We start from the raw sequence: 18,906 nt of genomic DNA on the forward strand, positions 1-18,906 counted from the left end.
TCAGCGGTGGAGCCAGGTGCGCCGGTGCAGCACCGTCGGCCCGAGCGCCGAGATCGCCGCGAGGTGCTCGGCCGAGCCGTAGCCCTTGTTGGACGCCCAGGCATAGCCCGCGTGCACGGCGTCGGCCTCGACCATCCGCTCGTCGCGCTCGACCTTCGCGACGAGCGCGGCGCCCGAGACGGATGCGCAGTCGCGGTCGGCCTTCGCGCGCAGCACCGTGCGCACGGGCACGCGGAGGGCCGGCGCGAGCCAGTCGTGCGTGCCGTCGAGCAGGATCGCGGCGCTCGGCACGTGCACGCCGAGCGCGTGGAGCGCGACGAGCGCGCGGCGACCGGCGAGGCCCAGCGCGACCTGGATGCCGAAGCGGTCGATCTCGTCGTTCGAAGCGTGCCCGACGGCGCTCACGCCCCACTCGCGCACGAGCGGCGCCGTCGCCGTGCGGCGCAGCGCCGTCATGGCCTTCGAGTCGCGGAGGTGCTCGGGGTGCGGCCCGCAGCCGTCGCGGAGCGCGAGCGCGCCGACGCTCACGGGACCGGCGAGCGCGCCGCGACCCACCTCATCCATGCCGATGACGACGGGCGTCTCGGCCCACAGCTCGCGCTCGTGGTCGAGCGTCGGCGACACGACCGTCATGCCGACGGCACCGCCTCGGCGCTCACCGGTCCGAGCGCCGAGCCCCGCGGCTCGACGCCGACGAACGTCGACTCGAAGTCGTCGAGCCACGCCCAGCGCTCGAGCGGCCAGGAGACGAGGATCGCGCGGCCGACGAGCGACTGCATCGGCACGAAGCCGCCGCCCGGCGCGTCGATGTGGGCGCGCGAGTCGCCTGAGTGGTTGCGGTTGTCGCCCATCACCCAGACGTGGCCCTCGGGCACCGTGACGTCGAAGCCCTGCGCGCTCGCCGGCTGCCCCGCGACGTCGAGGTGCAGGTAGGGCTCGTCGAGCGGGACGCCGTTCACCATGAGCTGCCCGAAGTCGTTGCAGCACTGCACGCGGTCGCCGGGGAGGCCGATCACGCGCTTGATGAGGTAGCCGTGGTCGTCCTCGGGCGCGAGGCCGACGAAGGTGAGGAACCAGTCGATCGCGCCGACGATGCCGCTCTTCTCCGGCTGCGCGGCCGGCTCGGGGAGCCACCCACCCGGATCCTCGAAGACCACGATCTCGCCGCGGTCGACGGGCACGAGCGTCGGCGTCAGCAGGCTCACGATGATCCGGTCGTCGACCTGCAGGGTGTCGTTCATCGACTCCGACGGGATCCAGAAGGGCCGGATGAGGAACGTCTTGACGAGGAACGAGACGAGCAGCGCGACGAGGAAGATGACCACGATGTCGCGGAGGAACAGCACCGCCCCTCGCCGTCGGGACGGGCCCGCGGCACGGGTCTCGCCCGTGTCGACCGTGTCCGCCATCCCGCGCCCTTTCGCCTCGGCAAGTCTAGGCGAGCGGGGATGCCGCCAGCCGTCGGACGCGTCGCGCGATGTCACGATTCCGTGACGAACCGGGCGCGAACGCGGAAGCGGGGCCGGCGTCGCCGGCCCCGCTCCACGAGGGATCAGGAGAAGTCGCGCTTCTCGCGGATCTTGGCGGCCTTGCCGCGCAGGCCGCGGAGGTAGTAGAGCTTCGCGCGGCGCACGTCGCCGCGGCTCACGACCTCGATCTTGTCGATGACCGGCGAGTGCACCGGGAAGGTGCGCTCGACGCCGACCTGGAACGAGACCTTGCGGACCGTGAAGGTCTCGCGCACGCCGTGGCCCTGGCGGCCGATGACGACGCCCTGGAAGATCTGCACGCGCGAGCGCGAGCCTTCGATGATGTTGACGTGCACCTTGACGTTGTCGCCGGGGCGGAAGTCGGGGACGTCGGTGCGGAGGCTGGCTGCGTCGACCTTGTCGAGGATGTGCATGGCGGTATCGCTCTCTGCAGCCGCCACAGGTCGGCCGCGTCATGGGTTCGGGGTTGCGGTGCCCGCTCTCTCCCCTGTGGCAGAGGCCGCGCTCAGGCGGAAGCCGTGCGAGGCACCAACGAGCAATCTTGCCACACCCGAGGCCCGCGCGCCAACGCGGGCGGCGCGCTCAGCGCAGCTCTTCGCCCTCGAGGCCGATGACGCGCCCCGACTGCGGCCCCTCGATGCGCTCGAACGACGCATCCGCCTGACGGGCCTGCTGCTCGAGCAGCGGCGCCTGCAGGTCGTTCACGGCGCGCTCGACCCGGGCGCGCGTCTCGCGGCCGAGCTCGAGCACCTGGAGCCAGAACAGCACGACGCCGCCGATGATCGTCGCCATGATCCCGATCGCGGTGAACGACTGGGAGGCCGTGAGCCAGCCGTCGCCGAGCCACGCGGTGAGCGCGCTCCCCGTGCGGCCGCCGGCGGTGTCGACCACCGTGACGCCCAGCAGCGCGATCACGAGCAGCCACGGCCCGAGCAGCCTCACGTCGCGCCACTGGGCCGCGCGGGGCTTCCGCACCTGCTTGCGCGCGATCGTGATGCCGACCACCGCGCCGATGAGGATCGCGAGCCCCGGTCCGAGGAAGGCCTGCAGCAGCAGCGCGTCGCCGAGCGGCGCGCCCGCGAGCGCGCGGCCGAACATGATCCACACCGGCAGCACGACGATCGCGCCGATCATCACCCAGAAGAACGCGCGCAGCGCCCAGTGCCGCTGCGTCGAGGGGGCGGTGGAGGCCATGGCTCGAATCTACCGACCGCGCTCGGGCGCCGCTCGGGTGTTCGCTGAGGGCTACGCGTCGGCGCCGTCGGCCGGCAGCAGATCCGGCCGCACCCGCCGCGTGCGCTCGAGCGCCTGCTCGCGCCGCCAGGCGGCGATCGCCCCGTGGTTGCCGCCGCGGAGCACCTCGGGCACCTCGAGCCCGCGCCACACGGCGGGCTTCGTGTAGGACGGGTGCTCGAGCAGACCGTCCTCGTGGCTCTCCTCGACGAGCGAGGCCGGGTTGCCGACGACGCCCGGCACGAGCCGGCCGATCGCCTCGATCATCGCCATCGCGGCGACCTCGCCGCCGTTGAGCACGTAGTCGCCGAGGCTCACCTCGATGACGCGCGCCCGCGTGGCGACGTGCTCGGCGACGCGAGCGTCGATCCCCTCGTAGCGGCCGCACGCGAAGATCAGCCGCGACTCCTCGGCGAGCTCGCGCGCGAGCGACTGCGTGAAGGGCACGCCCGCAGGCGTCGGGAAGACGACCACGGCATCCGACTCGCCCTCCCCGAGCAGCGCGTCGAAGGCCTCACCCCACGGCTCGGGCCGCATGACCATGCCGGCGCCGCCGCCGTAGGGCGTGTCGTCGACGGTGCGGTGGCGGTCGTGCGTGTGCTCGCGCAAGTCGTGCACGTGCAGCTCGAGCAGCTGCTCGCGGCGCGCGCGGCCGAGCAGCGAGACGTCGAGCACGCCGAAGAACTCGGGGAAGATCGTGACGATGTCGACGCGCACGGGCTACGCCCGCTCGTCGTCGGCGGTCTCCGAGGTCTCGGGGGCGTCGGGGCCGGATGCGTCGGCGGGCTCCGCGGGCTCGCTCGGCTCGGCGTCGGCCACCTCGGCATCGCTCGCCTCGGGGTTGCTCGCCTCGGGCCCGGCCGCCTCGGCGGGCGCCTCCTCCTCGAGCTCCTCGAGCAGGCCGGGCGGCGGCGTGATGACGATGCGGCCGGCGCGCAGGTCGACCTCCGGCACGATCGCTTTGACGAAGGGGATCATCACCTCGTCGCCGGCGATCTCGACGATGAGCATGTCCTGCCCGGGCATCGCGTCGACGCGCACCACGCGGCCGACGCGCGCGCCGTCGCGCCAGACGTCGAGGCCGGCGAGCTGGTGCACATACCAGGCGTCGGGCTCGGTCGGCAGCTCGGTCGCGTCCTGCTCGACCCACAGCACGGCCTTGACGAGCGTCTCGGCCTCCGTGCGGTCGCCGATGCCCTTGAAGAAGGCGACGGGGCTGCCGTTGTAGACGCGCAGCTCGACGAGCTCGATCGACTTGCCGTGCCACTTCGACGACGTCGGCACCTGCAGCGCGAAGCGCGCGCCGGGCACGAACCGGCGGCCGGGGTCGTCGGTGTAGAGCTCGATCTTCAGAGCGCCCTTGAGCCCGTGGGCTCTCGCTATCCGTCCGACGCGCAGCTGGGTGCGGGCCGGCACGGCGGGCCTAGCGATCGGTGTCCACCACGTCCACGCGGACGCGGCGTCCTCCGGGGAGCGCACCGATCACGGTGCGCAGGGCGCCGGCGGTGCGACCGCCGCGCCCGATGACGCGGCCGAGGTCCTCGGGGTGCACCCGCACCTCGAGGACCTCGCCGCGCTGCGAGTCGCGCGCGCCGACGCGCACGTCGTCAGGGCGATCGACGATCCCCTTGACCAGGTGCTCGAGAGCGTCGCGCAGCATCTCAGGACTCGGTCGACTCGGCCGAGGCGTCAGCCTCGGTCTCGGCGGCCTCGGCCGCGGGGGCCGCGGCGGGCTTCTCGGCCTTGGGCTTGAGCACCGGCTTCTTGGCCTCGTCGGCGACGAAGGCCTTCTTCCCCTCGGGCTGCTTGACCTGGTTCTCGGTCGAGCCCTCGCCCGTGTGCTTGCCCCAGTCGCCCGTGAGCTTGAGGAGCGCGGCGACCTGCTCGGTCGGCTGCGCGCCGACGCCGAGCCAGTACTGCGCCCGCTCGCTGTCGATCTCGATGAGCGAGGGGTTCTCGGTCGGGTGGTACTTGCCGATCTCCTCGATGACGCGACCGTCGCGCTTGGTGCGCGAGTCGGCCACGACGACGCGGTAGAAGGGCGCGCGGATCTTGCCGAAGCGCTTCAGACGGATCTTGACTGCCACAGTTCTCCTGCTTTGTTCTCTCGTGATTGCACCGCGGCCTGCGCACGTGGGAGATGCGCGACCCGTAGAGCTGGGAGAGCGACGCGCGCCGGATAGAGGGTCGGGCGCGTGCTCGACCCCCCATTCTGTCACATCCTCGATCCGCTCGCGCGCCACTCAGGTTCGCGGTCCTACGCTTCCCGCATGGACTTCGCCTCCTCGAAGCGCTCGACCCTCGGCGTCGAGTGGGAGCTCGCCCTCATCGACCCCGCGACGGGCGACATCGCGCCGCACGCGAAGGAGCTGCTCGCCGCGATCGACGACCCGCGCTTCGACAAGGAGTTCCTGCGGGGCATGATCGAGCTCATCACGGGCGTGCACGAGACGACGGATGCGGCGGTCGACGAGCTGCGCGGCATGCGTGACCGCGCGGTCGCCGAGGCGGAGCGCATGGGGCTCGCGCTCGTGGGCACCGGCACGCACCCCACGAGCCGCTGGCGGCAGCAGGAGCAGGCGGACGACCCGCGCTACCGGCGCGTCGTCGAGAAGGCGGGCGACTGGGGGCGCCGGCTCATCATCTTCGGCGTGCACAACCACGTCGGCGTCGAGGATCGCGCGAAGGCCGTGCCGCTCCTGCGCACGATGCTCGACAAGCTGCCGCTCATCCTCGCGCTCTCTGCCTCGAGCCCGTTCTGGCAGGGCGTCGACACGGGCTTCGCCTCGCACCGCACGATGCTGTTCCAGCAGCTGCCGACCGGCGGGCTGCCGCCGATGCTCGTCGACTGGCCCGAGTACGAGCGCACGCTCGAGGACATGCTGCGCGCCGGCGTGATCGACGAGCTCGGTGAGCTGCGCTGGGACGTGCGCCCCTCCCCCGAGATCGGCACGATCGAGGTGCGGGTCGCCGACGGCGCGCCGTCGATCGACGACCTCGCCGCCGTCACGGCGCTCACCCACTGCCTCATCGAGGAGGCGTCGCGCGACCTCGACGAGGGGAGGGCGCAGCTCCACCTGCCCTACTGGCTCGTGAAGGAGAACAAGTGGCGCGCGGCGCGCGACGGCCTCGAGGCGACCGTCATCGTCGACGAGCAGGGCACGCTGCAGCGCGCCGCCGACGCGATCGCCGAGGCGGCCGACCGGCTCGCGCCGATCGCCGCCGACCTCGGCGCGACGCGCTCGCTCGGCGCCGTCGAGCGCGTGCTCGCGACCGGCGGCTGGCCCGCGCGGCAGCGCGCCGCCTTCGAGCGCGGCGGGCACGCGGCCGTGATGGCCGAGCTCGCCGAGGCGATGCGCGCGTAGCCCGCTAGGCGTCCTTGCCGTCGCGCCAGCGGAGGAACGACTCGACGCGCTCGAGGTCGTAGCCGTCCGGGGTGTCGTCGCCCGAGAGCGGGATCGTGAACAGCCGCGTGCCTGCTGCGTGCAGCGCGTCGAGCCGGTCGAAGCCGACGCCGCCGACCCCGTCGCGCACGCTCGCGCCGTTCGAGACCTCGATCTCGGCGATGTCGCGGCCGCGCGCCTCGCACGCGCGCCGCAGCACGTCGAGCTTGTGCGGCAGCTCGTCGGGGCCGACGAACGAGTGCCAGATGTCGGCGTGCTCCGCGACCATCGGCAGCGTCTTCTGCTCGCCCTTTCCGCCGATGAGGATCGGCATCGCGCCGACGGGCGGCGGGTTGAGCTTCTCCCAGCGGGCACGGATCCGCGGGAGCGCCGCGGCGAGGTCGTTGAGCCGCGAGCCCACGGTGCCGAAGTCGTAGCCGTACTCCAGGTAGTCGCGCTCGAACCATCCGCTGCCGATGCCGAAGATGAAGCGGCCGTTCGAGATGTGGTCGATCGTGCGGGCGACGTCGGCGAGCAGGTCGGGGTTGCGGTAGGAGTTGCAGAACACGAGCGGGCCGAGCTGCACGCGCTCAGTGGTCGCCGCCCACGCCGCGAGCTGCGTCGTCGCCTCGAAGTGCGGGCCGTCGGGGTCGCCCGTGAGCGGGAAGAAGTGGTCCCAGCCGAAGACGGCGTCGACGGCCATCTCCTCGAGCCGGTGGGCCGCATCGATCGTCTGCTGCATCGTGACGTGCTGCGGCGAGAGCTGCACGCCGATCCTCGTGGGTCGATCCGTCATGGACTCGACCCTACGGGTCGTCGCACCCTACCCTTGGCGGGTGCCTGACCTCTCCCCCATCGCCGAGCGCGCCGCCGCGCCCGAGACCCTCCCCGAGATCACCGCCGGCGACCTGTCGTGGCGCGCCGCGACGATCGACGACGCGCAGCTCGTCGCCGACTTCAACAACGCGATGAGCGAGGCCGACGACCTGCCGTTCCGCGAGACGGTCGACGAGGTGCGCGAGGAGCTCGAGGCGCCGTGGGTCGACCTGTCGACGCAATCGATGCTCGGCCTTGACGACGAGGCGCAGCTGCGCGCCGTGGGCTTCGTCATGACGACGCCCGGCGACGTCCGCACGGTGCGCGCGTTCGTCTCCGGCGGCGTGCATCCCGATCGGCGGGGCGAGGGCATCGGCCGCGAGCTGCTCGCGTGGCAGGTCGCGCGCGCCCGGCAGCTGCTGGCAGCCTCCGGCAAGGAGCTGCCCGGCCGCATCGCCGCCTACGCGGAGGACACCGACACCGCGCGCCACCGCATCTTCGAGCACGCGGGCTTCGCGGCGCGCCGCTACTTCGCCGACCTCAAGCGCCCGCTCGGCGAGGGCGCGCCGCCCATCCCCGAGGTCGAGCTGAACGGCTCGCTGCGGCTCGCGGACTTCTCCCCCGAGCTCGACGACGCGACCCGGCTCGCGCACAACGACGCGTTCCGCGACCACTGGGGCAGCGAGCCGCAGACGCCGGAGCAGTGGCAGAGCGGCCGCAGCGAGTTCGCGCCCGAGTGGTCGCACGTCGTCGTCGACGACTCGCCGGACGTGGAGGCGCTGCTCGCGGACGAGCGGACGGATGCGTCGACGGCCGACGCGCTGCGCGCCGGCGCGCCGCTCGTGGTCGCGTACGCGTACAACAGCAGGTTCGAGGCCGACTTCGAGGTGCGCGGGTACTCGTTCGGCTACACGGGCCTGCTCGGCACGCGCCGCGCGTACCGCGGCAGGAAGGCCGCGATCGCGGCGCTCGCCGCGAGCATGCGCTCGTTCGAGGACGCCGGCATGGAGGCCGCGGTGCTCGACGTCGACACCGAGAACCCGAGCGGCGCGCACGGCCTCTACGCGAGCCTCGGCTACGTCCAGGAGCACGGCTCGCGGATGTACAGCATCGAGCTGTAGCCGAGCGGTCACTTCCGCGCCCGAGCGGTCAGTTCCGCGTTCGAGCGGTCACTTCCGCGCTCGAGCGGTCACTTCCGCGCTCGAGCGGTCACTTCCTGGTGCAGTGACCACTCACAGGCGGAAGTGACCACTCACAGACGGAACTGACCACTCACAGACGGAACTGACCACTCACGGGCGGAGCCGACCACTCACGCGCGGAAGTGACCCCTCGCGGGCCGAGATGACCGCTCTGCGGGTGGTGGGCGGGCGTCAGGCCGCGAGGGAGGCGAGGGCGTCGCGCACCGGGGTGTCACCCGCGTTGCAGCGGATCGAGCGGCGCGTGACCGCCGGGTTGTCGACGGTCTCGGCGATGAGGCGGGCGACGGTCGCGCGCGGGATCTCGCCCGACTCGATCGAGCCCTCCGGCTCGTCGACCTCGATGCCCGTCTCGTCGTCGAGCGTGAGGCCCGACGGCTGCAGGATGACCCAGTCGGCGACGCGCTCGCGGATCGCCTCGTCGACGAGCGCCTTCGCCTCCGCGTACGCGTAGAACGGCTCGTCCGGCGAGAGGCCGTGCTCGAGGCTCGCGCCGAAGTACGAGACCATCAGGAGCCGCGCGCCCGAGCGGGCCACCGCATCCACGACCTTCATCGCCGCATCGCGGTCGACCGCCCACGTGCGCTCGGGGCTCCCGCCTCCGGCGCCCGCCGACCAGACGACGACGTCGAAGCCGTCGAGCAGCTCGTCGATGCCCGCTTGGTCGAGCGACTCGAGGTCGGCGACGACCGGCTCCGCACCGGTCTGCTGCACGTCGGAGACGTGATCGGCGTTGCGGATGACGGCGTGGACGGAGTGACCGGCCTCCACGAGCATGGGCTCCGCGAGGAGCGCGACCTTGCCGTGACCGCCGAGGATGAGGATGCGTGCCATGCCGCCACGCTACGCGCGCGACCTGGACGGAGTCAGGGCGTGAAGACCGCGAACGGGCGATCGTCGATGCGGTGCACGCGCACGGGCGTGTCGAAGACGCGCTCGAGCACGGCGTCCTGCATGACCTCGTCGACGGTGCCCTCGACGCAGATCTGCCCGTCCTTGAGGGCGAGGATGCGGTCGGCGAAGGCCGCGGCCATGTTGAGGTCGTGGAGCACGATGACGATCGTGCGGCCGAGGTCGTCGGCGGCCGCGCGCAGCTCGCGCATCATCGCGACCGCGTGCTTCGGGTCGAGGCTCGCGAGCGGCTCGTCGAGCAGCACGACCTCGGTGTCCTGCGCGAGCACCATCGCGACGAACGCGCGCTGCCGCTGCCCGCCCGAGAGCGCGTCGAGCTGGCGGTCGGCGAGGTCCTCGAGGTGCAGGAAGCGGATCGCGCGATCGATGTGCTGCTGGTCGCCGAACGTGAGGCGGCCGCCCGACCACGGGAAGCGGCCGAATGCGACGAGCTCGCGCACCGTGAGCCGCGCTTCCAGCCGGTTCTCCTGCCGCAGGATCGAGACGATCCGGGCGAGGTCGGCCGACTTCGTCGCCTGCACGTCGTGGCCCATGACGCGCACGGAGCCCGCCGAGGGGTCCAGGAGGCGCCCGATGACCGACAGCAGCGTCGACTTGCCCGCGCCGTTCGGGCCCACGAGCGCCGTGATGCCGCCCGCGGGCACCTCGCTCGAGACGGGCCCGAGCACGACGTGCTCGGCGTAGCGCTTCGAGACCTGCTCGATGGCGATCACTTCGGCCTCCTCCGGCCCAGCAGCAGCGCGAGGAACGCGATGCCGCCGACGACTTCGATGATGACGGTGACGAGCCCCGCGGCGTCGAACACGTGGCGCATGACGAGCTGCGCGCCCGCGAGGGCGAGCACGCCGAGGCCGACGGCCATCGGCAGCACGTGCGCGTGCTTGTGAGAGCCCGCGAGGCGGTACGCGAGCGTCGCGACGAGGAACCCGAAGAACGTCATGGGTCCCGCGAGCGCGGTCGCGAACGCGACGAGCACCGAGACGCAGATGAGCGCGACGATGAGCTCGCGGCGGTGGTCGACGCCGAGGGCCGTGGCCCCGTCGCGCCCGAGCAGGACGACGTCGAGCCGGCGCCGACGCATCCACACCACCGCCCCGACCGCGCCGCAGACGGCGAGCGCGAGCGGCAGGTGGTCGGGCTGCACCGACGAGAGCCTGCCGAAGAGCTCGAGGCTCAGCAGGTCGTAGTCGGTCGGCGAGAGGATGCGCTGCACGAACGACGAGACGGAGTCGAACGCGAGGCCGATGACGACGCCCACGAGCAGGAGGGTCAGCACCCCGCCGCCCGAGCGGTCGAGCAGCCACGTGTAGAGCGCGGTCGCGGCGATCACCATGAGCGCCGTCTGCGCGAGCAGCTTCGGCAGGCCGTCGGTCGCCGCGATCGCCGAGCCGCCGAACACGAAGACGGTGAGCGTCTGCATGAGCGTGTACATCGAGTCGAAGCCGATGATCGACGGGGTCAGGATGCGGTTCGACGTCACGGTGTGGAAGATGACGGTCGCGACGGCGTGCGCGAACGAGGCGACGAGGATGCCCCCCACGAGCGTCGCGCGGCGCGGCATCGCGAGCTCGAGCGGGCCGCGCACGTCGACGAGCAGCACCGCGACGAGCGCGGCGAGCGCGAGCGACCAGACGATCGCGAGCCGCAGCGCCGGGCGGGTGCCGGTGGGAGCGCTCGGCGCGCGGTCGCTCAGCGCGCGCGGAGCCGGGGCGCGCGGCGGCAGGGCGTCAGGCACGCTGCCTCCCGCGCAGGAGGAAGGCGACGAAGGCGACGGCGCCGACGGCGCCCATGATGACGGATGCGGGGATCTCCATGGGCGCGACGATCGTGCGGCCGATGAGGTCGCACGCGAGCAGCAGCGCGACGCCGGCGATCGCGATCCACGGGAGGCTGCGGCGCAGGTCGTCGCCGAGCAGGAGGCGCATGACGTTCGGCACGACGAGCCCGAGGAAGGGGATGAAGCCCACCACGACGCTCGTGACGCCCGAGCAGAGCGCGACGCCCGAGATGCCGATGAGCGTGATGACGCGGTAGTCGATGCCGAGGTTCGTGGCGATGCCCTCGCCGAGCCCCGCGATCGTGAAGCGGTCGGCCATGATCCACACGACGATCGCGACGAGCGCGGCGGCCCAGAGCGGCTCGTAGAAGCCCTGCACGATGCCGCTGAAGCCGCCCGAGCTCCACGCGGCCATCGACTGCAGCAGGTCGGCGCGAGCGGCGAGGAACTGCGTGACGCCGCCGATGATCGCGCCGAGCATGATGCCGACGAGCGGCACGATGAGCGGCCCGCGCGTGCGCACGCGGCGCAGGATCGCGAGGAAGACGAGGGTGCCGACGAAGGCCGCGGCGGTCGCGAAGACCATCCGCACCATGACCGGGGCGTCCGGCCACGTGATGAGGATGAGCAGCATGCCGAGCCCCGCCCACTGCGAGGTGCCCGCGGTCGTCGGCTCGACGAAGCGGTTCTGGGTGATGAGCTGCATGACGACGCCCGAGACGCTCATCGCGACGCCCGCGAAGATGAGCGCGAGCGTGCGCGGCACGCGTGAGATGAGGAACATCTCGAGCTGCGCGGGATCGGTGAAGAGGCCGGTCAACGAGATCCCGTAGCCGCCCACGAGGAGGGAGGCGACGACGAGGAGCGCGGTCACGCCAGCGAGCGCCGGCAGCAGCCGGCGCTCGCTGGCGGTCCTGACGGTCACAAGGGGATCAGTCGGCCATCGCCTGGGCGACCTGGTCGAACGCGCGGGTGTAGGCCTGCACGCCCTCGGTGCGGTAGAAGTCGTCCTCGAGGTAGACGATGTGGCCCTCCTGCACGAAGCGGGTGCCCGCGAGGGCGGGGTTGCCCTCGATGACCTGCTTCGCGGGCTGCGCGTCCTCGGTGCCGGTGCCGGCGTCGCGGTCGAGCACGATCGCCCAGTCGGGGTCGGCCTGCGCGATCGTCTCGGGCGCGAGGCCCGAGTCCTGGTGGATGTCGCCCGCCTCACCCGCGAAGACGTCGGTCATGTCGATCGCGTCGGAGAGGCGCGAGATGCGCTCCGCGCCGTTGTCGAGCTTGCCGCCGTTGACGATGCCGAGGAAGACGCTCTGCCCCGCTGCCGCCTCGGTGGCCGCCTCGACGGACGCGTCCAGCTCCTCGATGATCGCGGTCGCCTCGTCCTCGCGCTCGAAGATCGCGCCGAGCGAGGTCGTCTGCTGGCGCAGCGCCTCGACGTAGCCGCCCTCGTGCTCGTCGTTCGCGGCGATGTCGATCGTCGGGGCGATCGCCTCGAGGTCCTCGGTGTACTCGCCGAAGCGGTAGCCGCCGATGATGAGGTCGGGCTCGGCCTCGGCGAGCGCCTCGAAGTCGGGCTCGCGGTGCGTGCCGACGTCGGCGATCGACTCGTCCTCCACCCACTCCGCGAAGCGCTCGGGCGCGACGAGCTGCACGGGCAGCGCGACCGGCGTGATGCCCCACTCGAGCAGCGTCTCCATGGCGGTGTTGTCGAGCACCGCGACGCGCTCGGGCAGCACCTCGACCTGCACCTCGCCGAGGTTCGACGGGACGGTGACCGTCTCGGCGGCGGCGTCGGTCTCGGCGGGCGCCGCGTTGGCGCTGCAGCCGGCCAGGAGCGCGATCGCGGCGGCGGCCGCGATCGTCGTGCGGATGGCACGGGACATGGAGGTACTCCATTTCGGAAGGGTGGGATCTCGGCGCATCGATGCGCGAGTAAGGCAACCCTAACCTTGCCGGAAGCGCGCGTGCAAACGCGCCGCCGCACCTCGTCCGGACTACCGGTTGCCGAGCATCCGCTGGAGCGTCTCCTGCTCCGTGTCAGAGAGCTCGCCGAACGCGCCCTCCGCCTTCGGCTTGCCGAACGCGCTGCCCTGCGCCGGGGCTGCGGGCTGCTCGGTGCGCTTCGCGGGGTTGCCGGAGCGCTTGAGCTGCTTGCCCTGCGGCTTGCCGCCCTTCTTCGGCGCGCGCATGCCGGGAGGCATCGGACCCATCCCCGGCATGTTGGGCATCCCGCCCTTCGCGACCGTCTTCATCATCTTGGCGGCCTGCTCGAAGCGCGCGATGAGCTGGTTGACGTCGGTGACCGTGACGCCCGCGCCCTTCGCGATGCGCAGGCGCCGCGAGCCATTGAGGATCTTCGACTGCTTGCGCTCCTGCGGCGTCATCGACTGGATGATCGCCTCGGTGCGCACGAGCTCCTTCTCGTCGAAGGAGTCGATCGCCTCGCGCATGCCCTTCGCGCCCGGCAGCATGCCGAGCATCTGCTTGAAGTTGCCGGCCTTCCGCAGCTGCTGCATCTGCTTGAGGAAGTCCTCGAGCGTGAAGCCGTCGGTCGCGATCGCCTCCGCGAGGCGGTGGGCCTCCTCCTCGTCGAAGGCCTTCTGCGCCTGCTCGATGAGCGTGAGGATGTCGCCGAGGTCGAGGATGCGGCTCGCCATGCGGTCGGGGTGGAACGGCTCGAAGTCGTCGAGCGTCTCGCCCGTCGAGGCGAAGAGGATGGGCTTGCCCGTCAGTCCGCGGATCGAGAGCGCGGCACCGCCGCGCGCGTCGCCGTCGAGCTTCGTCAGCACGACGCCGGTGAAGTCGACGCCCTCCTGGAACGCCTTCGCGGTCGCGACGGCGTCCTGGCCGATCATCGCATCGATGACGAAGAGCACCTCGTCGGGCTGCACGGCCTTCCGGATGTTCGCGGCCTGCTTCATCATCTCGGCGTCGACGCCGAGGCGGCCGGCGGTGTCGACGATGACGATGTCGTACTGGCGGCGCTTCGCCTCCGCCACACCGTCGCGCGCGACCTTCACCGGGTCGCCGATGCCGTTGCCCGACTCGGGCGCGAAGACCTGCACGCCCGCCTGGCTGCCGACGACCTGCAGCTGCGTCACGGCGTTCGGGCGCTGGAGGTCGCTCGCGACGAGCAGCGGCTGGTGGCCCTGCGCGCGCAGGTGCTTCGCGAGCTTGCCCGCGAGCGTCGTCTTGCCCGCGCCCTGGAGGCCCGCGAGCATGATGACGGTCGGCGGGGTCTTCGCGAGCTCGAGCCTGCGGCTGTCGCCGCCGAGGATCGCGATGAGCTCGTCGTTGACGATCTTGACGACCTGCTGGGCGGGGTTGAGCGCCTCCGAGACCTCGGCGCCGAGCGCCCGCTCGCGCACCGCGGCGGTGAACGACTTGACGACGTCGAGCGCGACATCGGCGTCGAGCAGCGCCCGCCGGATCTCGCGGACGGTGCCGTCGACGTCGGCCGCCGAGAGCTTGCCCTTCGTGCGGAGCTTCGCGAGGGTCTCGGTGAGCCGAGTGGAGAGAGAGCCGAAGGTCGCCATGGTGCTCCCGAGTCTACCGGCGGGGCGCGCGCCCGGCTCGGCCTCCTCGAGTGGGCGGGCCTGGCATGCTGGTGCTGCGTTCGCGTCGACACCGGGAGGGGATCGGATGCGCCTTCGAGGGATGCCGCCGAGCCACGCGCGCTCGCTCGGGCGCAGCGTGCGCGAGCACGGCTTCACGATCACGGCGCTCGCCCGCCACTCCGCCCGCGTGCGCCGCGATCACCTCGCGCTCGTCGTCGACGGCTGGAGCGCGACCTTCGGCGAGCTGTGGGAAGCGGCGGAGGGCGCCGCCTCGGTGCTCTTCCGCGAGCCGCTCGAGCGGCGGCCCCGGCCGGTCGTCATCGCGTGCGACGGACCGGCGATGGTCATCGCGCTCCTCGCCGGCTCCCGGCTCGGGCTCGACGTCATGCCGATCCGCCCCGCCCTGCTCGACGAGCTCCGCGACGCCGTGCCCGCCGACGCGCTCCTCATCCACGACGGTGAGGCGCCGGAGTGGCACGCGGGGCCGACCGTGACGGCCACCAGCATCCTCGAGTGGTCGCGCGCCGACGGGTCGGGGCTCGCGTCGACGCGGCGCCGCGTGCGCATCGCGCTCCCCGCCCTCTCGTCCGCGGGCACCGTGACGACCCACGTGCAGGGCGCGCTCGGCATCCAGGGCCTGCGCCAGCTCGCCGGGCTCCACGACCGCCTCGGCGTCGAGGGCACCGACGTCATCCTCGCGTGCGCGCCGCTGCACCGCGGCAAGGGGCTGCAGCTGCTCGGCATGTCGCTCCTCACAGGCGCGACGCTCGTGAGTGCCGCGCACACGCCGGCGGCCGATCGCATCCGCATCATCGAGGAGCGCTTCGTCTCGGTGCTCTCCGCCTCCCCCGGCCAGCTCGCCGGCATGCTCGACGAGCTCGACCGCACCGGCCAGGCGCCGCCGCGGCTGCGCCGCATCCTGCTCGCGGGGCAGGACCTCGACGCCGACCTCGTGCGGCGCGTGCACGCGACGTGGGGCCCGATCGTGCTGACCGCCTACGGCACGGTGCAGACCGGCACCGTCGCGATGGCGACGCCCGAGCTGCTCTCGAAGCACCCGGGCACCGTCGGCCTGCCGCTGCCGGGCAGCGAGTTCGGCATCGTCGGCCACAAGGGGCGAGGGGATGCGAGCGGGCTGCTGTGGGTGCGCGGCGCGCACGCGACGGTCATCACCGAGGACCAGGCGCGCATCGAGGGCGGCAGGCTCACGATCACCGGGCCGCTGCAGCATCCCGACACGGCGGAGTGACCACCCCGCTGGTCGGGTAGCCGGCGCAGCGCTGTCGTCTCGATACGGCCCTGCGGGCCTACTCGACGAGCGGGGGCTAGCCGACGAGCTGCTCGACGCGGAGGTCCAGTGGACCTCCGCGCTGACTGGCGGCTGCGGCTGCTCTCAACCCACCAGCTGCTCGACGAAGACGTGCGGCGTGAACCCCGTCAGGTCGTCGATGCCCTCGCCCTGCCCGATCAGCTTGATCGGGATGCCGGTGCGCTCCTGCACCGCGAGGATGAAGCCGCCCTTCGCGCTCCCGTCGAGCTTCGTCACGACGAGCCCCGTGATGCCGGCGTGCTCGATGAACGCCATCGCCTGGTTCACGCCGTTCTGCCCCGTCGTCGCGTCCAGCACGAGCAGCACCTCCGCGATCGGCGACTGCTTCTCGATCACGCGCTTGATCTTGCCGAGCTCATCCATGAGCCCGCCCTTCGTGTGCAGGCGGCCGGCGGTGTCGATGATGCACATCGCGTGCCCGTGCGCCTTCGCCGCCTCGACGGTCTGGAAGGCGACGGATGCGGGGTCCTGGCCCTCGCGCTCGGGCCGCACGATCGCGCTCCCCGCGCGCTGCGCCCACGTGCCGAGCTGCTCGACCGCCGCGGCGCGGAAGGTGTCGGCCGCGCCCACGACGACCGACTGGCCGTTGCGCACGAGGAACCGCGCGAGCTTGCCGATCGTCGTCGTCTTGCCGACGCCGTTGACGCCGACGACGAGGATGACGGCGGGCCGCTCCTTGAGCGAGAGGGTCGGGTCGAACTCGGCGAAGCGCTCCTCGAGCCGCTCGCGCAGCATGCGCTTGAGGTCCTTCGGGTCGTCGACCATGAGCCGGTCGACGTCGGCACGGAGCGCGTCGATGAGCTGCTCGGTGATGTCGGGACCGAAGTCGGCCGTGATGAGGGCCGTCTCGAGGTCGTCCCACGTCTCCTCGGTGATCGTCTCGCGCTGGAACATGCCCCGGAGGGCGCCGGTGAGAGACCACTTCGCTGCCATGGCTCCATGCTAGGCGGGCCGCCCGCTAGACTCGTCCCCTGGCGAAGGGGAGTATCCCGTCACGCCGCGATCGTCATCACGGAGCCCCGGGGCTCCCGGTCGCGGCGGCGCGATCCGCGCGGGAGAGACGTTCGCGCCCTTCCCGTACCCATTGAGAGGCGCAGCCCTTGACCCCGTACCAGATCTTCGAGATCGCCTCCATGGCGGTGCTCGTCGCGATCCTCATCTTCGACCTGCTCATCGTCGTGAAGCGGCCGCACGTGCCGTCGATGAAGGAGGCGACCGGCTGGGTCGCGCTCTACGTGTCGCTCGCGCTCGTGTTCGCCGGCGCGCTGTTCGTCTCGGGCGAGCCGGTGAAGGCCGGGGAGTTCGTGACGGGCTGGCTGCTCGAGTACTCGCTGTCGATCGACAACCTCTTCGTCTTCATCATCATCCTGAGCCGCTTCGCGGTGCCGAAGGAGATGCAGCAGCGGGTGCTCATGATCGGCATCCTCATCGCGATCGTGCTGCGCGGCATCTTCATCGTCGTCGGCGTGCAGTTCGTCGAGCGCTTCTCGTGGCTCTTCTACATCTTCGGCGCCTACCTCGTGTACGTCGCGTGGCAGCAGGCATTCGGCCACGACGACGACGCGGGCGAGAAGGACAACTTCGCCGTCCGCATGCTGAAGAAGCGCTTCAACTTCACCGACACGTGGAACGGCGGCAAGATCCGGCTGAAGTCGGAGGGCGTGACCTACTTCACGCCGTTCCTCATGGTGATCATCGCGCTCGGCACGACCGACCTGCTGTTCGCGATCGACTCGATCCCGGCCATCTTCTCGGTGACGACCGACCCGTTCCTCGTCTTCGCGTGCAACATCTTCGCGCTCATGGGCCTCCGCCAGCTCTACTTCCTGCTCGGCGGTCTGCTCGATCGGCTCGTCTACCTCCACTACGGCATCGCCGCGATCCTCGGCTTCATCGGCGTGAAGCTCGTCTTCCACGCCATGGAGGCGAACGACCTGCCGTTCATCAACGGCGGCGAGCCCATCACGTGGGTCCCCCACATCGAGACGTGGCACTCGCTCATCGTCATCCTCGCCTCGATGGTCATCGCGACCGTCGCCTCGCTCATCCGCATCCGGGTGAAGGGCAAGGAGACGGGCGACACGTCGCTCCACATCGGCCCCTCGGAGGCCGAGCTGGGCGCCGACGGGCACTACCACATCGTCGACGCGATGGGCACGACGTTCCACCGCCCGCTGCGCGTCGAGCACAACGACACGGGCACGCTCACGGTCGTCGACGCGCACGGCAAGGAGGCGCCGGTCGCCGACTTCTCGGCCGACGTCGTGCGCGAGGCCGCTCGCGAGGACATGCCTGCCGAGGACCTCGAAGAGCTGCGCCGCCGCATCCGCGAGGGCCGCGAGTTCGACGAGCGCGACGACCGCCAGGTCTGACGCATGACCGGGGCGCCGGGCATCCTCGCGTGGCTGCGGCCGCGCGCGGTGCCCGGCGTCGAGGTCGTGGGGCCGGGCGGCTACCGGCGAGCGCTGCCCGGACCACGAGTCGCGACCGCGACGGTGGAGGGCGAGGTCGCGACGACCGACGATCCCGACCTCGCGCGCGTCTTCGACCTCGACGGCGCGGATGCGCGGCACGAGGCGGATGCGCGGCTCGCGTGGGCGGCGGCGCGGCACGGCGTGCCCGCGCTCGCGGACGCGATCGAGGCGGCGCCCGCGCTCGCGCAGCCGGGCTGCGCGGACGCGCACGAGATGCTCGTGCGCGCGATCGTCGGGCAGCAGATCAGCGTCGCCGCCGCGACGCAGCAGCTCGCGCTGCTCGCGGCGCTCGGCGATCCCCTGCCCGCGGCGCTTGCGGGCGAGGGGATCGAGCGCTGCTTCCCGACGATGGCGCAGGTCGCCGACGGCGCCGAGGTGCTGCGTGGCCCCGCGGCGAAGACCGCCGCCGTGCGGCGCGCCGCCGAGGCGGTCGCGACGGGCGCGATCGACCTCTCCCCCGCATCCGAGCTCGAGGTGATGCGCGCGCGACTCCTCGAGCTCAAGGGCATCGGACCCTGGACGGTCGGATACCTCTCGCTGCGGCTGGGCGACCCCGACGTGCTGCTGCTCGGCGACGTCGCGGTGCGGAAGGGCGCACGGCTGCTCGGCATCGACGACCTCGCCGGCTTCGCCGCGGACTGCGCGGGGCACCGCTCGGCGCTCATGCTGCGCTGCTGGGCCGCGTCGGCGCCGGCCGCACCAGCGGCCGCTCCCCCGGCGGCATAGGCGGGCGGG

21 protein-coding genes are annotated in these 18,906 nt (G+C 72.2%); 5 read left to right on the forward strand and 16 right to left on the reverse strand.

The features are described 5' to 3' along the window. From H508_RS0105570 to rpsP, 8 genes are all read right to left on the reverse strand, one after another. Complete coding sequence (locus tag H508_RS0105570) at positions 1–633, reverse strand: ribonuclease HII (RefSeq protein WP_026373340.1); 633 nt, start codon at positions 631–633, stop codon at positions 1–3. After that, on the reverse strand, positions 630–1,409 hold the full coding sequence (lepB, locus tag H508_RS14760) for a signal peptidase I (RefSeq protein ID WP_051222816.1): 780 nt from the start codon (positions 1,407–1,409) through the stop codon (positions 630–632). The genes H508_RS0105570 and lepB overlap by 4 nt, the downstream gene beginning before the upstream one ends. A gap of 143 nt (positions 1,410–1,552) precedes the next feature. Then, entirely contained in the window at positions 1,553–1,903 is a 351-nt protein-coding gene (rplS, locus tag H508_RS0105580) for a 50S ribosomal protein L19 (protein ID WP_026373341.1), read from the reverse strand. A 169-nt stretch (positions 1,904–2,072) separates the two neighbouring features. After that, positions 2,073–2,684: a hypothetical protein gene (locus H508_RS0105585; RefSeq protein ID WP_026373342.1), complete on the reverse strand. Its 612-nt coding sequence runs from the start codon at positions 2,682–2,684 to the stop codon at positions 2,073–2,075. A 51-nt stretch (positions 2,685–2,735) separates the two neighbouring features. Continuing rightward, the gene (gene trmD, locus H508_RS0105590) at positions 2,736–3,440 is read right to left on the reverse strand and encodes a tRNA (guanosine(37)-N1)-methyltransferase TrmD (protein WP_026373343.1); all 705 of its coding nucleotides are present in this window, start codon (positions 3,438–3,440) and stop codon (positions 2,736–2,738) included. A 3-nt stretch (positions 3,441–3,443) separates the two neighbouring features. Further along, on the reverse strand, positions 3,444–4,139 hold the full coding sequence (rimM, locus tag H508_RS14765; protein WP_245569462.1) for a ribosome maturation factor RimM: 696 nt from the start codon (positions 4,137–4,139) through the stop codon (positions 3,444–3,446). Between the two features lie 7 nt (positions 4,140–4,146). Beyond that, positions 4,147–4,383 (reverse strand): RNA-binding protein, encoded by a 237-nt coding sequence (locus tag H508_RS0105600; RefSeq protein ID WP_021011434.1) that lies wholly within the window; start codon positions 4,381–4,383, stop codon positions 4,147–4,149. A 1-nt stretch (position 4,384) separates the two neighbouring features. After that, positions 4,385–4,810, reverse strand: coding sequence for a 30S ribosomal protein S16 (gene rpsP / locus H508_RS0105605; protein ID WP_021011435.1), 426 nt, complete (start codon positions 4,808–4,810; stop codon positions 4,385–4,387). Positions 4,811–4,993: 183 nt separating this feature from the next. Between rpsP and H508_RS0105610 the strand changes: the two genes are divergently transcribed. Then, a complete protein-coding gene (locus H508_RS0105610) occupies positions 4,994–6,088 on the forward strand; it encodes a carboxylate-amine ligase (protein WP_026373344.1) in 1,095 nt (364 codons plus the stop codon). Positions 6,089–6,092: 4 nt separating this feature from the next. Here H508_RS0105610 and H508_RS0105615 read toward each other — a convergent pair whose 3' ends face one another. Further along, complete coding sequence (locus H508_RS0105615) at positions 6,093–6,902, reverse strand: LLM class F420-dependent oxidoreductase (protein ID WP_026373345.1); 810 nt, start codon at positions 6,900–6,902, stop codon at positions 6,093–6,095. 40 nt (positions 6,903–6,942) lie between these two features. On the opposite strand from H508_RS0105615, the gene H508_RS0105620 reads away from it, so the two are divergent. Next, complete coding sequence (locus tag H508_RS0105620) at positions 6,943–8,043, forward strand: GNAT family N-acetyltransferase (protein WP_026373346.1); 1,101 nt, start codon at positions 6,943–6,945, stop codon at positions 8,041–8,043. A 252-nt stretch (positions 8,044–8,295) separates the two neighbouring features. Here the strand turns inward: H508_RS0105620 and H508_RS0105625 are convergent, their stop codons facing one another. From H508_RS0105625 to ffh, 6 genes are all read right to left on the reverse strand, one after another. After that, entirely contained in the window at positions 8,296–8,955 is a 660-nt protein-coding gene (locus tag H508_RS0105625) for an SDR family oxidoreductase (protein ID WP_026373347.1), read from the reverse strand. Positions 8,956–8,987: 32 nt separating this feature from the next. Continuing rightward, the gene (locus H508_RS0105630; protein WP_026373348.1) at positions 8,988–9,746 is read right to left on the reverse strand and encodes an iron ABC transporter ATP-binding protein; all 759 of its coding nucleotides are present in this window, start codon (positions 9,744–9,746) and stop codon (positions 8,988–8,990) included. Then, positions 9,743–10,768, reverse strand: coding sequence for an iron chelate uptake ABC transporter family permease subunit (locus tag H508_RS0105635; RefSeq protein ID WP_245569463.1), 1,026 nt, complete (start codon positions 10,766–10,768; stop codon positions 9,743–9,745). Before H508_RS0105635 ends, H508_RS0105630 begins: the two co-directional genes overlap by 4 nt. Continuing rightward, entirely contained in the window at positions 10,761–11,735 is a 975-nt protein-coding gene (locus H508_RS0105640) for an ABC transporter permease (protein ID WP_035254168.1), read from the reverse strand. The genes H508_RS0105635 and H508_RS0105640 overlap by 8 nt, the downstream gene beginning before the upstream one ends. Positions 11,736–11,742: 7 nt before the next feature. Further along, complete coding sequence (locus H508_RS0105645) at positions 11,743–12,693, reverse strand: siderophore ABC transporter substrate-binding protein (RefSeq protein WP_051222820.1); 951 nt, start codon at positions 12,691–12,693, stop codon at positions 11,743–11,745. 111 nt (positions 12,694–12,804) lie between these two features. Then, entirely contained in the window at positions 12,805–14,346 is a 1,542-nt protein-coding gene (ffh, locus tag H508_RS0105650; RefSeq protein WP_026373352.1) for a signal recognition particle protein, read from the reverse strand. A gap of 106 nt (positions 14,347–14,452) precedes the next feature. On the opposite strand from ffh, the gene H508_RS0105655 reads away from it, so the two are divergent. Continuing rightward, positions 14,453–15,616: an AMP-binding protein gene (locus H508_RS0105655; protein WP_156906004.1), complete on the forward strand. Its 1,164-nt coding sequence runs from the start codon at positions 14,453–14,455 to the stop codon at positions 15,614–15,616. Positions 15,617–15,760: 144 nt separating this feature from the next. Here the strand turns inward: H508_RS0105655 and ftsY are convergent, their stop codons facing one another. Beyond that, positions 15,761–16,630, reverse strand: coding sequence for a signal recognition particle-docking protein FtsY (ftsY, locus tag H508_RS0105660; protein ID WP_026373354.1), 870 nt, complete (start codon positions 16,628–16,630; stop codon positions 15,761–15,763). A 167-nt stretch (positions 16,631–16,797) separates the two neighbouring features. Here ftsY and H508_RS14770 point away from each other — a divergent pair, with 167 nt between their 5' ends. Both H508_RS14770 and H508_RS14775 read left to right on the forward strand, forming a co-directional pair. Continuing rightward, the gene (locus tag H508_RS14770; protein WP_342663258.1) at positions 16,798–18,069 is read left to right on the forward strand and encodes a TerC family protein; all 1,272 of its coding nucleotides are present in this window, start codon (positions 16,798–16,800) and stop codon (positions 18,067–18,069) included. A gap of 3 nt (positions 18,070–18,072) precedes the next feature. Next, positions 18,073–18,897, forward strand: a complete 825-nt coding sequence (locus H508_RS14775; RefSeq protein WP_051222822.1) for a DNA-3-methyladenine glycosylase family protein — start codon at positions 18,073–18,075, stop codon at positions 18,895–18,897. Positions 18,898–18,906 lie beyond the last annotated feature (9 nt).

The sequence above is a fragment of the Agrococcus lahaulensis DSM 17612 genome, from assembly GCF_000425105.1.
GTDB classification, from domain to species: Bacteria; Actinomycetota; Actinomycetes; order Actinomycetales; family Microbacteriaceae; genus Agrococcus; species Agrococcus lahaulensis.

Excerpts from the sequence above, each read along its gene's own strand:
- H508_RS0105610 (WP_026373344.1), top strand. The coding sequence starts at position 4,994 with ATGGACTTCGCCTCCTCGAAGCGCTCGACCCTCGGCGTCGAGTGGGAG.
- H508_RS0105570 (WP_026373340.1), bottom strand. The coding sequence starts at position 633 with ATGACGGTCGTGTCGCCGACGCTCGACCACGAGCGCGAGCTGTGGGCC.
- H508_RS14775 (WP_051222822.1), top strand. The coding sequence starts at position 18,073 with ATGACCGGGGCGCCGGGCATCCTCGCGTGGCTGCGGCCGCGCGCGGTG.
- H508_RS0105600 (WP_021011434.1), bottom strand. The coding sequence starts at position 4,383 with ATGCTGCGCGACGCTCTCGAGCACCTGGTCAAGGGGATCGTCGATCGC.
- ftsY (WP_026373354.1), bottom strand. The coding sequence starts at position 16,630 with ATGGCAGCGAAGTGGTCTCTCACCGGCGCCCTCCGGGGCATGTTCCAG.
- rplS (WP_026373341.1), bottom strand. The coding sequence starts at position 1,903 with ATGCACATCCTCGACAAGGTCGACGCAGCCAGCCTCCGCACCGACGTC.
- H508_RS0105655 (WP_156906004.1), top strand. The coding sequence starts at position 14,453 with ATGCGCCTTCGAGGGATGCCGCCGAGCCACGCGCGCTCGCTCGGGCGC.
- ffh (WP_026373352.1), bottom strand. The coding sequence starts at position 14,346 with ATGGCGACCTTCGGCTCTCTCTCCACTCGGCTCACCGAGACCCTCGCG.
- lepB (WP_051222816.1), bottom strand. The coding sequence starts at position 1,409 with ATGGCGGACACGGTCGACACGGGCGAGACCCGTGCCGCGGGCCCGTCC.
- H508_RS0105615 (WP_026373345.1), bottom strand. The coding sequence starts at position 6,902 with ATGACGGATCGACCCACGAGGATCGGCGTGCAGCTCTCGCCGCAGCAC.
- H508_RS0105625 (WP_026373347.1), bottom strand. The coding sequence starts at position 8,955 with ATGGCACGCATCCTCATCCTCGGCGGTCACGGCAAGGTCGCGCTCCTC.
- H508_RS0105585 (WP_026373342.1), bottom strand. The coding sequence starts at position 2,684 with ATGGCCTCCACCGCCCCCTCGACGCAGCGGCACTGGGCGCTGCGCGCG.
- H508_RS0105645 (WP_051222820.1), bottom strand. The coding sequence starts at position 12,693 with ATGTCCCGTGCCATCCGCACGACGATCGCGGCCGCCGCCGCGATCGCG.